The sequence below is a fragment of the Streptomyces sp. NPDC025618 genome (genome assembly GCF_055558795.1).
On the sequence record NZ_JBVHLW010000075.1, the window covers coordinates 1 to 12,593 of the forward strand.

Sequence of the window (12,593 nt, forward strand, 5' to 3'; positions counted from 1 at the left end):
CCTCTGCTTTCGGGGGGGGGGGGGGGGTTGGTTAGGGGGAGCTCGCTGCTTTAGCGGGGGGGGGGGGGGGGGGGGGGGGGGGTGGTGGGGGGGGGGCGGCCCTCCCCCCCCCCCCCCCCCCCCCCCGCCCCTTCGGTCGTGCGGTGTCAGTACGACGAGCCGCCCGCGCCCAGCGAACCCGTCGGGTGCCAGACCGTGCGCGTCTCCAGGAACGCCGTCATCCGGTCGAGGCCCGGCGTGGCGGCCCAGTCCACAGCCTGTGGACGGAGCACGCGCTTGAGGTTGTCCGCCGCCGCGATCTCCAGCTCCTTCGCGAGGCCGGCGTCCGCGCCCGCGAGGTCGATCGCGTTGACGTCCTGGTGCGCGGCCAGCGACGGCGTGATCTCCGCCGTACGGCCCGACAGGATGTTGACGACACCGCCGGGGACGTCGGACGTCGCCAGCACCTCGCCCAGGGACAGCGCGGGCAGCGGCGCCCGCTCGGAGGCCACGACCACGACCGTGTTGCCGGTGGCGATCGCGGGGGCGATCACCGAGACCAGGCCGAGGAACGACGACTCCTGCGGGGCGAGCACGGCGACGACGCCGGTCGGCTCCGTGGCGGAGACGTTGAAGTACGGGCCGGCGACCGGGTTGGCGGCACCGGTGATCTGGCCGATCTTGTCGGTCCAGCCCGCGTACCAGACCCAGCGGTCGATCGCGGCGTCGACGACCGCGGCGGCCTTCGCCCTGGACAGGCCCTCGGCCTCGGCCACCTCGCGGACGAACTGGTCCTTGCGGCCCTCCAGCATCTCGGCGACGCGGTAGAGGACCTGGCCGCGGTTGTACGCGGTCGCGCCGGACCAGGCGCCGAACGCCTTACGGGCCGCGACGACCGCGTCCCGGGCGTCCTTGCGGGAGGACTGCGGGGCGTTGGCGAGCCAGTTGCCCTTGGAGTCGGTCACCTCGTACACCCGTCCGCTCTCGGACCGGGGGAACTTGCCCCCGACGAACAGCTTGTAGGTCTTGAAGACAGCCTGGCGATCAACGGCACTCATCAGCGCTCACCCTTCGGGTTCGACGGGGCGAGGTACGCCTCCAGACCGTGACGGCCGCCCTCGCGGCCGAAGCCCGACTCCTTGAAGCCGCCGAACGGCGAGGTCGGGTCGAACTTGTTGAACGTGTTGGCCCAGACGACACCCGCGCGCAGCTTGCTCGCGACGGCCAGCATCCGCGAGCCCTTCTCCGTCCAGATGCCGGCGGAGAGGCCGTACTGCGAGTTGTTCGCCTTGGCGACCGCCTCGGCCGGGGTGCGGAAGGAGAGCACCGAGAGCACCGGGCCGAAGATCTCCTCGCGGGCGATCCGGTGGGCCTGGGTGACGTTGGTGAACAGCGTCGGCGCGAACCAGTAACCCGCGGACGGCAGCTCGCAGGCCGGGGCCCAGCGCTCGGCGCCCTCGGCCTCGCCGCTGTCGGCCAGCTCGGTGATCCGGGCCAGCTGCTCGGCGGAGTTGATCGCGCCGATGTCGGTGTTCTTGTCCAGCGGGTCGCCCAGGCGCAGCGTCGACAGCCGGCGCTTGAGGGCGTCCAGCAGCTCGTCCTGGACCGACTCCTGGACCAGCAGGCGGGAGCCCGCGCAGCAGACCTGGCCCTGGTTGAAGAAGATGCCCTGGACGATGCCCTCGACGGCCTGGTCGATGGGGGCGTCGTCGAAGACGATGTTGGCGCCCTTGCCGCCCAGCTCCAGCGTGAGCTTCTTGTCCGACCCGGCGACCGTGCGGGCGATGGCCTTGCCGACCGCCGTGGAGCCGGTGAACGCGACCTTGTTCACGTCCTCGTGGGCCACCAGCGCGGCGCCCGTGGTGCCGTCACCGGTGACGATGTTGACGACGCCCTTCGGCAGCCCGGCCTGGCGGCAGATGTCCGCGAAGAACAGCGCCGACAGCGGGGTCGTCTCGGCCGGCTTCAGGACGACGGTGTTGCCCGTCGCCAGCGCCGGGGCGATCTTCCACGCCAGCATCAGCAGCGGGAAGTTCCACGGGATGACCTGGCCCGCGACGCCCAGCGGGCGGGGGTTGGCGCCGTAGCCCGCGTGGTCGAGCTTGTCGGCCCAGCCCGCGTAGTAGAAGAAGTGCGCGGCGACCAGCGGGAGGTCCGCGTCGCGGGTCTCCTTGATCGGCTTGCCGTTGTCCAGGGTCTCCAGGACGGCCAGCTCGCGCGAGCGCTCCTGGATGATCCGGGCGATGCGGAAGAGGTACTTCGCGCGCTCCGCGCCGGGCAGCGCCGACCACTTCTCGAACGCCTTGCGGGCCGCCTTCACCGCGCGGTCCACGTCCTCCGCGGAACCCTGCGCGACCTCGGACAGCACCTCCTCGGAGGAGGGGCTGACCGTCTTGAAGACCTTGCCGCCGGTGGCCTCGGTGAACTCACCGTCGATGAACAGGCCGTAGGACGGGGCGATGTCGACGACCGCCCGCGACTCGAGGGCCGGTGCGTAAGTGAAAGACATGATCAGTCCACCGTGACGTAGTCGGGACCGGAGTAGCGCCCGGTGCTCAGCTTCTGCCGCTGCATCAGCAGGTCGTTCAGCAGGCTGGAGGCACCGAAGCGGAACCAGGTGTTGTCCAGCCACTCCTCGCCCACGGTCTCGTTGACCAGGACCAGGAACTTGATCGCGTCCTTGGTGGTGCGGATGCCACCGGCCGGCTTCACGCCGACCTGGACGCCCGTCTGCGCCCGGAAGTCGCGCACGGCCTCCAGCATCAGCAGGGTGTTCGCCGGGGTCGCGTTCACCGCGACCTTGCCGGTCGACGTCTTGATGAAGTCGGCCCCGGCCAGCATCCCGATCCAGGACGCGCGCCGGATGTTGTCGTACGTCGACAGCTCGCCGGTCTCGAAGATGACCTTGAGGCGGGCCTTGTCGCCGCACTCCGCCCGGACGGCGCGGATCTCCTCGAAGACGTCCATGTACCGCCCGGCGAGGAACGCCCCGCGGTCGATCACCATGTCGATCTCGTCCGCCCCGGCCGCGATGGCGTCCCGGGTGTCGGCCAGCTTCACCGGCAGCGCGGCGCGGCCGGCGGGGAAGGCGGTGGCGACGGACGCGACCTTGACGTCCGTGCCCTTCAGGGCGGCCTTGGCGGTCGCCACCATGTCCGGATAGACGCAGACCGCGGCGGTCGTGGGCGTCGTACGGTCGGTCGGGTCGGGGTGGACGGCCTTGGCGGCGAGCGCCCGGACCTTGCCCGGGGTGTCTGCGCCTTCCAGCGTCGTCAGGTCGATCATCGAGATCGCCAGGTCGATGGCGTACGCCTTCGCCGTCGTCTTGATCGAGCGGGTGCCGAGCGAGGCGGCGCGGGCCTCCAGCCCGACCGCGTCGACGCCCGGGAGGCCGTGCAGGAAGCGGCGCAGCGTGCTGTCGGAGGCGGTCACGTCCGCCAGCTCCTTCAGCCGCCCCGCGGCGTCGTTGCCGTGTGCGGGAACTGTGGTGGGCATGGTCACCAGATGAGCATATCTACGCGCGTAGCGCGTGTCACCCCCTTGTGGTGGATCCCGATTCGCGACGCTCCCGCCGCCTCCCCCCGCCTCCCCTCGCGACGTGTGGTGCACAATCGCCGCATGACGAGCCCGGACGACTCCTCCGCCCCGCAGACCCCGTACGCCGACCGGTGCTACCGCTCGCCCGCCGGGATCGCCGGCGGCGTGCTGCTGCTCCTCCTCGCCGCCTGGCTGGGCGGTGACGCCGTCCTCCGCGGCTCCGGACGCACGCCGTGGTTCGCCCTCGCCGTCCTGCTCTGCGCCGTACCGCTGATCGTCGCCTTCACACTGCGGCCCGCGGTGTGGGCGGGCGAGAAGCGGCTGCTGGTGCGGAACCCGTTCCGGACGATCACCGTGCCGTGGGGGTGCGTCGAGGATGTGCGGGCCGGGTACTCGAGCGAGCTCTTCGCCGGGGGCGCGAAGTATCAGCTCTGGTCCATTCCGGTGTCGTTGCGCAAGCGGAAGGGGGCGGCGCGGCGGGGTGGTGGGGGTGGTGTCTTTTCGCTTGCCTCGGCTTCGGCTCCGGCGTCCCCTGCTTCGGCTTCCGCTTCGCCTTCGGCGGGTCAGGCGGTCGGGGAGATCCGGGAGTTGGCGGAGCGGCATGCGGGGGTTGGGGGCGTGGTGTCGGTGCGGTGGGCTTATGAGGTGTTGGGGCCGGTGGGGGTGGGGGTTGTGTTTCTGGTGGTGCTTTTGATTTTGGGCTGAGGTTGGTTGGGTTCGCCGTTGTCTGGTGCGGGTTGCTTGCGCCTTGCGGTTCGGGTGGCCTGCGGGGTCGCCGTTGTCCGGTGCGGGTCTGTTGCCGCCTGCGGCGGGAGCGCCCTTCGGGCGCGGCCTCAAGCGCCGGCCGGGCTTTGGTTGTGGTGGGTGCCGGGGGTGGGACTTCCGGGCTGAGGACCTGGAACGCGGTGCGGTGCGGGTCAGGCGCATTGAGTGCCCTGAAAACGCACCGCGTTCCAGAACCTCACCCTCCAGCCCCACCCCCTCCCACCGGAGGGCACATGCGGGACGTGTCTGCTTCAGGTTCGCCTTCAGCCCGTTGGGGGCACCTCTGGGGGCACCCCCGGACGGAGTCTGGGGGAGGTAGCTGGGGGAGTCTGAGGACGCGGCCGCAGGCCGCTTCCGCCGCAGGCGGCGAACCGGCCCGCAGCCGGGGACCTGGGGCACGCGCCCCCCACGCGGCGGAGCCGCAGAGTACGGGGAACAACCCCGCCGCGGCAGAGCGGCCGCGGCGGGCAGTCCGTGGTCAGATACCCGCCGCCTGCGACAGGTCCTTCTTGATCGCGGTCAGGACATCCGTCGCCCGTGCCCGGGCGTCCGTGAGGGCGATCGCCGACGCGACCGGGACGACGACCTCCAGGTAGCACTTGATCTTCGGTTCCGTGCCCGAGGGGCGGACGATGACGCGCGCGCCGGAGACCGTACCGGAGCCGTCACCGGCGAGGTGATACCGCAGGCCGTCCGTCGGCGGGAGGGCCTCGGAGCCCTTGGCCAGGTCCTCGGCGGAGGTCACCTGGAGGCCGGCCAGCAGGGCGGGCGGCTGCTCGCGCAGGCGGCGCATCGCGTCGGAGATCAGGGAGAGGTCCTCGACGCGCACCGAGAGCTGGTCCGTGGCGTGCAGGCCGTGCTCGACCGCGAGGTCGTCCAGCAGGTCGGTGAGCGTACGGCCCGACTCCTTGAGCTCGGCGGCCAGCTCGGCGACGAGCAGGGCGGCGGTGATGCCGTCCTTGTCGCGTACGCCCTCGGGGTCGACGCAGTAGCCCAGCGCCTCCTCGTAGGCGTACCGCAGGCCGTCCACGCGGGCCAGCCACTTGAAGCCGGTGAGGGTCTCCTCGTAGGCGGCGCCGGGGGCGGCGGCCGCGATGCGGGAGAGAAGGGACGAGGAGACGATCGTGGTCGCGAACGTGCCCTGCGCCTTCTTGTGCACCAGGTGCGTGGCCAGCAGCGCGCCGACCTCGTCGCCGCGCAGCATGCGCCAGCCCTCGGCGGACCCGGGGTCCGGCACGGCGACGGCGCAGCGGTCGGCGTCGGGGTCGTTGGCGATGACGATGTCCGGCTGGGCCTCGCGGGCCGTCGCGAACGCCAGGTCCATCGCGCCCGGCTCCTCCGGGTTCGGGAAGGAGACGGTCGGGAAGTCCGGGTCGGGCTCGGCCTGCTCGGCGACGACCGTCGGCGCGGGGAAACCGGCCCGCTCGAAGGCGGCGGTCAGGACGGTGCGGCCGACGCCGTGCATGGGCGTGTAGACGACGCGCACGTCCCGGGCGGAACCATTGGTCAGGACCGCGTCCGTACGCTCCAGGTACGCCTGCACGATCGTGTCGCGGAGGGTCTCCCAGCCGGCCGAGGGGCGGGGCACGTCGTCCAGGCTCGCGACCGCGGCGATCTCGGCGGCGATCTCCGCGTCGGCCGGGGGCACGATCTGGGAGCCGTCGCCGAGGTAGACCTTGTAGCCGTTGTCGCGCGGCGGGTTGTGGCTGGCGGTCACCTCGACGCCCGCGACCGCGCCCAGATGGCGGATCGCGAAGGCGAGCACGGGGGTCGGCAGCGGGCGCGGGAGCAGCGCGGCCTTCAGGCCCGCGCCGACCATCACGGCCGCGGTGTCCAGGGCGAAGTCGGCGCTCTTGTGCCGGGCGTCGTAGCCGATGACGACGGTGCCGCCGACGTGGCCCTGCTTCTTGAGGTACGCGGCGAGACCGGCGGCCGCGCGGATCACGACGGCGCGGTTCATACGCATGGGACCGGCGCCCAGCTCACCGCGGAGACCCGCCGTACCGAACTGCAGCGTGCCGCCGAAGCGGACGCTCAGCTCGGCGGTGTCCCCGGCGTCGAGGAGCCGGGCGAGCTCGTCACGGGTGTCGGGGTCGGGGTCCTCGGCCAGCCACGACTTGGCTCGCGCGATGAGGTCTCGCTCCACGGTTTCTCCTCCGGAGTGGTCGAGTGTCTGGGGACGGGGCCGCTGCGCTCTGCGGAGTCCGTCACCGGGTGTTGCATCGTTGCCCTGACGTAGGGCTCATAAATCACAGAGTGTGGCGGGTAGCGCCTGCGGGTCCCTTTACCGCCTGCGGCGGGAGCGGCCTGCGGCCGCGTCCTCAAACTCCCCCAGCTACCTCCCCCAGACTCCGTCCGGGGGTGCCCCCAGAGGTGCCCCCAACGGGCTGAAGAGAAAAGACGGGCGCGTCCCGAAACCGAATGTTGCCCTCCGGCGGGAGGGGGTGGGGCTGGAGGGTGGGGTTCTGGAACGCGGTGCGTTTTCGGGGCACTCGATGCGCGTGACCCGCAGCGCACCGCGTTCCAGGTTCCCAGCCCGGAGGTCCCGCCCCCGGACCCAGCCACGAACCCAGCCCGTCCGGCGCTTGAGGACACGTCCGAAGGACGTGCCCACAGCCGGACAGCCGGACAGCCGGACAGCCGGACTACAGCCGGTCGAGCACCGAAGCCAGCAGCGCACCCATGGCCGTAGCCGAGTCGCGCCCGGCCTGGAGCACCTCTTCGTGGTTCAGCGGCTCACCCGTCATGCCCGCGGCCAGGTTGGTGACCAGGGAGATGCCGAGGACCTCGGCGCCGGCCTCACGGGCGGCGATGGCCTCGAGGGTGGTGGACATGCCGACCAGGTCCGCACCGAGGGTGCGGATCATCTTGATCTCCGCGGGAGTCTCGTAGTGCGGGCCGGGGAACTGGACGTAGACGCCCTCTTCGAGCGTCGGGTCGACCTCCTGGCAGAGGGCGCGCAGCCGCGGCGAGTAGAGGTCGGTGAGGTCGACGAAGTTCGCGCCGACGATCGGCGAGGTCGCCGTGAGGTTGATGTGGTCGCTGATCAGCACCGGCTGACCGGGGCGCATGCCCTCGCGGAGGCCGCCGCAGCCGTTGGTGAGGACGATGGTCTTGCAGCCGGCGGCGACGGCGGTGCGGACGCCGTGCGCGACGGAGGCGACACCGCGGCCCTCGTAGAAGTGCGTGCGGCCCAGGAAGACCAGGACGCGCTTGTCGTTGACCTTGTACGAGCGGATGGTGCCCGCGTGGCCGGCGACGGCGGGCGGCGGGAAGCCGGGGAGCTCGGTGACCGGGAACTCGATCTCGGGGGTGCCGAGAGCTTCGGTGGCGGGTACCCAGCCGGAGCCCATGACCAGGGCGACGTCGTGGGTCTCGGCGCCCGTGAGCTCGCGCAGGCGGGAGGCGGCGGCGTCGGCCGCGGCGTACGGGTCGACCTGGATGTCCGGAGTAACTGATGCGTTCACGCGGACGAGGGTAGCCGCTATTCGCCTACGCGCGTAGATGTCGCTGGTGACGGTGTTCCGATTGTTGCTTTGTGTCTTATGACGAGACGGATTCGTCATAAGAATCAGCAACGCCTCGGAGGGGCGTCAGCAGGGCCGCTTGCGGAGCTCCATCACATAGTCGTGCGGCGCCCCGGCGGACTCGGCGGCGTCGGCGATCTCGCCGAGGTAGCGCGCGGAGGGCAGCCCGCCCTCGTAGCCGTTGAGGACGTAGACCCAGGCGGGCTCCTCGCCGTCCAGAGTGTGCACGCGGACCCTCATCCGGCGGTAGATGTCGAGGCCGACACCCTCCCAACGGTCCATCGAGTCCTCGTCCATCGGAGCGATGTCGTAGAGCGCGACGAAGACCTGGGAGCGCGGCGCCTCGACGACGGTCGCCAGCGCCCCCTCCCAGCCCAGCTGCTCGCCGCCGAACGTCAGTCGCCAGTCGGCGAGCCAGCCCGTGCCGCGCAGGGGCGAGTGGGGTGCGCGGCGGGACATCAGCCGCGCGTCGAGGTTGCCGGCGTACGCGGCGTAGAGCGACATGGCTCCGAGAGTACGGGAGTGAGGCGGAACGGCATTTGGGGTGGCAGTCTCGAAGGGAGGTTCGTCCGGAACCTCCTGCCGGTCCTCGCACGGATGTCCGTAGGGATGTACGTAGGGATTTGCGTACGGATCCGACGGGGGAGGCCCCGGGAGAAGTCGCTTCGACGGGTACGGGACAATGGAGTACGTGACTCGGATCGTGATCATCGGTGGCGGACCCGGCGGCTATGAGGCGGCGCTCGTCGCCGCGCAGCTCGGCGCGGAGGTGACCGTCGTCGACTGCGACGGTCTGGGCGGGGCGTCGGTGCTCACCGACTGCGTGCCCTCGAAGACGCTCATTGCGACGGCAGAGGTGATGACGACCTTCGACTCCTCGTACGAGGAGCTGGGGATCATCGTCGCCGACGACACGCCGCCCCTGGAGCAGACCGCCCGGGTCGTGGGGGTGGACCTGGGCAAGGTCAACCGCCGGGTGAAGCGGCTCGCCCTGGCGCAGTCGCACGACATCACCGCGTCCGTCACCCGGGCGGGTGCGCGGGTGCTGCGCGGCCGCGGGCGGCTGGAGCCCAACCAGGCCCCGGACGGCTCGCGCAAGGTCGTCGTGCGGGCCGCCGACGGCACCGAGGAGACCCTGGTCGCGGACGCCGTGCTGATCGCCACGGGCGCGCACCCGCGGGAGATCCCGGACGCCCTCCCGGACGGCGAGCGGATCCTCAACTGGACGCAGGTCTACGACCTGGACGAGCTCCCCGAGGAGCTCATCGTGGTCGGTTCCGGTGTCACCGGCGCGGAGTTCGCGGGCGCCTATCAGGCGCTGGGTTCCAAGGTCACGCTGGTGTCGTCGCGCGACCGCGTGCTGCCGGGCGAGGACCCCGACGCGGCCGCGGTGCTGGAGGACGTCTTCCGGCGGCGCGGGATGAACGTGATGGCCCGCTCCCGGGCGCAGTCCGCGAAGCGCGTGGGCGACCGCGTCGAGGTGACGCTGGCCGACGGCCGGGTCATCACCGGCACGCACTGCCTGATGGCGGTCGGCTCGATCCCCAACACGGCCGGGATCGGCCTGGAGGAGTCGGGCGTCCGGCTCAAGGACTCCGGCCACATCTGGACGGACCGGGTCTCGCGCACGAGCGCGCCGGGCGTCTACGCGGCCGGTGACTGCACCGGCGTGCTGGCGCTCGCCTCGGTGGCGGCGATGCAGGGCCGCATCGCGATGTACCACTTCCTGGGCGACGCGGTGGCGCCGCTCAATCTCAAGGCTGTATCCGCGAACGTATTTACGGATCCGGAGATTGCGACCGTCGGCTATACGCAGGCCGATGTCGACAGCGGCAAGATTGACGCCCGCATGGTGAAGCTGCCGCTGCTGCGGAATCCGCGGGCGAAGATGCAGGGAATTCGCGACGGTTTCGTGAAGATGTTCTGCCGTCCCGGCACGGGCATCGTGGTCGGCGGAGTGGTGGTCGCACCGCGCGCGAGCGAGCTGATTCACCCCATTTCGATCGCGGTCGACAACAACCTGACCGTGGAGCAGATCGCCAACGCGTTCACCGTCTACCCCTCGCTGTCCGGCTCCCTCGCCGAGGTCGCCCGGCAGCTGCACGCGAGGAAGGCGCCGCGCGAGAGCTAGCGGAGCCGGGCGTTCCCTATACCACGCCATACGTTCCGCAGCGGACAACTTCCGTAAAATTCTGCAACCTGCTGAAAACGGATGGTCGTTGGCGTTACTGTCGGTTTCGTGTTCGCTGCAGAACGTCGTCAATTGATCCTCGAAATGGTGCGCGCCAACGGAGCGGTTTCGCTCCGCGAGCTCGCCCGCGTCGTCCAGACCTCCGAAGTGACCGTACGGCGGGACGTGCGGGCATTGGAGGCAGAAGGACTTCTCGACCGCCGGCACGGCGGTGCGGTGTTGCCGGGTGGTTTCACCAGGGAATCCGGCTTCCCGCAGAAATCCCATCTAGCGACCGCGGAGAAGACGGCCATCGCCGATCTCGCGGCGAGCTTTGTCGAAGAGGGCGAAGCGGTAGTCGTCGGCGCCGGCACGACCACGCAGGAGCTGGCCCGCCGGCTCGCGCGCGTGCCGGGTCTGACCGTGGTCACCAACTCCCTGCTCGTCGCCCAGGCGCTGGCCCACGCCAACCGGGTCGAGGTCGTCATGACCGGCGGCACGCTGCGCGGCTCCAACTACGCCCTGGTGGGCAGCGGGGCCGAGCAGTCGCTGCACGGGCTGCGGGTGTCCAGAGCGTTCCTGTCCGGCAGCGGGCTGACCGCCGAGCGCGGCCTGTCCACGTCCAACATGCTCTCCGCGAGCGTGGACCGGGCGCTGGTGCAGGCGGCGGCGGAAGTGGTGGTGCTGGCGGACCACACCAAGCTGGGCACCGACACGATGTTCCAGACGGTGCCCACCGATGTGATCACGAGGCTGGTGACGGACGCGCCCCCGGGGCACGACGAACGGGCCGCCACGGAGCTCCAGGCGCTCGCCGACCAGGGCGTCCACATCTCGGTCGCGGGGCCCGGCGCGGGGTCGGGCTCGGGACCGACGGGCGTCCCCGGCGGGGGCGAGGCCGCGCCGCCCGGCCGCCGCCGCGACGTCCCCCTGCCGGGACAGCGGCGTACGCACCCGATGGGCCCCGGACAGCCGCCCGGGCCCGCGCAGGGGGGGCCGCCGGGCCCCCAGCTGCGCAGCGCCGTCTCCCTGGGCGACCAGGCGACGGCGCGGGTGGCGGACCTGGCGCCCCGGCGGCGCTGACGCGAGCGCTCCTCAGCCGCCGGACGGGCCGTCGTTCCCGCCGTCCCGTCCGGCGCTCGCGGGTGCCTTCAGACCGGTGAGTGTGAGCATCAACAGCCGGTCCGCAAGCTCCGGGTCGTCCGGCGACTGCTCGACGGCCAGGGAGATCGCGTTCGTCAGCTGCATCAGATCCACGATGCCGACGTCCGCCCGCACCGCCCCCGCCCCCTGCGCGCGGGCGAGCAGCTCGCTGCCCGCCTCCCGCATCGGCAGGCTGCACCGCGACATCGCGGACCCCTCGTCGCTCTGCGCGGCCATCAGGGCGCGCGAGAGCCCCCGGTAGGTGCTGGCGTGCGCCACGATGGTCCGCAGCCACTCCACGAGCGCCCGGCAGGGCTCCGCCGAGGCCAGCAGCTCCCGTGACCGGGCCAGCAGCGCGTCGACCTCGCCCTGGAAGACGGCGCTCATCAGGGCCGTGCGGTTGGGGAAGTGACGGTAGAGCGTCCCGATCCCGACGCCCGCCCGGCGCGCGATGTCCTCGAGCGAGGCGTCCGTGCCGTGCGCGGTGAACGCGGTACGCGCCTCCGCGAGCAGCCGCTCGTAGTTCCGCCGGGCGTCCGCGCGCATGGGGCGTGGCGCGTGTGTGGTCTCCGTGGTCATTGCCGCCTCCCTTGGGGGTCCCCGCGGCGTACAACAATGCCACTCGCTTCGCGGGGGCGGGGGGTGGTGGGGGCTCGCCGTTGTCGGGTGCGGGTCCGCTGCGCCTGCGGCGGGCTTTGTTCCCCTACCCCGCCCCTTCCCGAAACCGGGGAGACCTCGGACCCCAGCGGCCTACGGCCGCGTCCTCAAACTCCCCCAGCTACCGCTGGGAGGTGCCCCCAACGGGCTGGAAATCCAGCCCGTCCGGCGATTGAGGACAACGCGCGAAGCGTGTTGCGGGGTCTGGGGCGCAGCCCCCCCACGCGGCGGAGCCGCACATCAGATGCAGCCGGGAAGGGTCGGGGCTGGGGAAAAGCCCGCCGCAGGCGCCGATCGGCCCTGCGGCGGGATCACCCGATGGTCAGTCCTTGATCTCGCAGATGACCGCTCCGGAGGAGACCGACGCCCCGACCTCCGCCGTGATGCCCTTCACCGTTCCCGCGCGGTGCGCGTTCAGCGGCTGTTCCATCTTCATCGCCTCGAGGACCACGATCAGATCGCCCTCGGCGACCTCCTGGCCCTCCTCGACCGCGACCTTGACGATCGTGCCCTGCATGGGGGACGCGAGAGCGTCACCCGAAGCCGCGGAGCCGCCCTTCTTCGCCGCCCGCCGCTTCGGCTTGGCGCCGCCCGCGGCGGCCGTGCGGGCGATGGTCATGCCCAGCGACGACGGCAGGGAGACCTCCAGCCGCTTGCCGCCGACCTCGACCACGACCGTCTCGCGGCCCGCGGCCTCCTCCTCGTCCTCACCGGCCGCGCCGGAGAATGGCGGGATCTGGTTGACGAACTCGGTTTCGATCCAGCGGGTGTGGACGTGGAAGGGGTCGGTGGTGAAGGCGGGGTCGGTGACGACG

At 71.7% G+C, this 12,593-nt stretch carries 11 protein-coding genes; 3 read left to right on the forward strand and 8 right to left on the reverse strand.

The annotated features are described in order from the left end of the window. Positions 1-146: 146 nt before the first annotated feature. The 3 genes from ACZ4A5_RS30990 to deoC are packed head-to-tail and all read right to left on the reverse strand — an operon-like array spanning position 147 to position 3,474. On the reverse strand, positions 147-1,037 hold the full coding sequence (locus ACZ4A5_RS30990) for an aldehyde dehydrogenase family protein (protein ID WP_467591545.1): 891 nt from the start codon (positions 1,035-1,037) through the stop codon (positions 147-149). Next, complete coding sequence (locus ACZ4A5_RS30995; RefSeq protein WP_467591548.1) at positions 1,037-2,488, reverse strand: aldehyde dehydrogenase family protein; 1,452 nt, start codon at positions 2,486-2,488, stop codon at positions 1,037-1,039. The genes ACZ4A5_RS30990 and ACZ4A5_RS30995 overlap by 1 nt, the downstream gene beginning before the upstream one ends. A 2-nt stretch (positions 2,489-2,490) precedes the next feature. After that, positions 2,491-3,474 carry a deoxyribose-phosphate aldolase gene (gene deoC / locus ACZ4A5_RS31000; protein ID WP_301894354.1) on the reverse strand — a complete coding sequence of 328 codons (984 nt, stop codon included), beginning with the start codon at positions 3,472-3,474 and terminating at the stop codon, positions 2,491-2,493. Positions 3,475-3,597: 123 nt separating this feature from the next. Between deoC and ACZ4A5_RS31005 the strand changes: the two genes are divergently transcribed. Further along, positions 3,598-4,221, forward strand: coding sequence for a PH domain-containing protein (locus ACZ4A5_RS31005; protein WP_467591551.1), 624 nt, complete (start codon positions 3,598-3,600; stop codon positions 4,219-4,221). A 538-nt stretch (positions 4,222-4,759) separates the two neighbouring features. On the opposite strand, the gene ACZ4A5_RS31010 is transcribed toward ACZ4A5_RS31005, so the two are convergent. The 3 genes from ACZ4A5_RS31010 to ACZ4A5_RS31020 form a co-directional block, all read right to left on the reverse strand. After that, entirely contained in the window at positions 4,760-6,427 is a 1,668-nt protein-coding gene (locus ACZ4A5_RS31010) for a phospho-sugar mutase (RefSeq protein WP_467591554.1), read from the reverse strand. 499 nt (positions 6,428-6,926) lie between these two features. Further along, positions 6,927-7,748 carry a purine-nucleoside phosphorylase gene (locus ACZ4A5_RS31015; RefSeq protein ID WP_398875310.1) on the reverse strand — a complete coding sequence of 274 codons (822 nt, stop codon included), beginning with the start codon at positions 7,746-7,748 and terminating at the stop codon, positions 6,927-6,929. A gap of 126 nt (positions 7,749-7,874) precedes the next feature. Continuing rightward, a complete protein-coding gene (locus ACZ4A5_RS31020) occupies positions 7,875-8,312 on the reverse strand; it encodes a gamma-glutamylcyclotransferase family protein (protein ID WP_116213584.1) in 438 nt (145 codons plus the stop codon). A 178-nt stretch (positions 8,313-8,490) separates the two neighbouring features. On the opposite strand from ACZ4A5_RS31020, the gene ACZ4A5_RS31025 reads away from it, so the two are divergent. Further along, positions 8,491-9,939: an NAD(P)H-quinone dehydrogenase gene (locus ACZ4A5_RS31025; RefSeq protein WP_398875312.1), complete on the forward strand. Its 1,449-nt coding sequence runs from the start codon at positions 8,491-8,493 to the stop codon at positions 9,937-9,939. 81 nt (positions 9,940-10,020) lie between these two features. Continuing rightward, a complete protein-coding gene (locus tag ACZ4A5_RS31030) occupies positions 10,021-11,061 on the forward strand; it encodes a DeoR/GlpR family DNA-binding transcription regulator (protein ID WP_366008603.1) in 1,041 nt (346 codons plus the stop codon). A 12-nt stretch (positions 11,062-11,073) separates the two neighbouring features. On the opposite strand, the gene ACZ4A5_RS31035 is transcribed toward ACZ4A5_RS31030, so the two are convergent. After that, a complete protein-coding gene (locus ACZ4A5_RS31035) occupies positions 11,074-11,700 on the reverse strand; it encodes a TetR/AcrR family transcriptional regulator (protein ID WP_467591559.1) in 627 nt (208 codons plus the stop codon). 400 nt (positions 11,701-12,100) lie between these two features. Next, positions 12,101-12,593 (reverse strand): acyl-CoA carboxylase biotin carboxyl carrier protein subunit (locus tag ACZ4A5_RS31040; protein ID WP_467591562.1); only part of this gene is annotated, 493 nt, incomplete at its 5' end.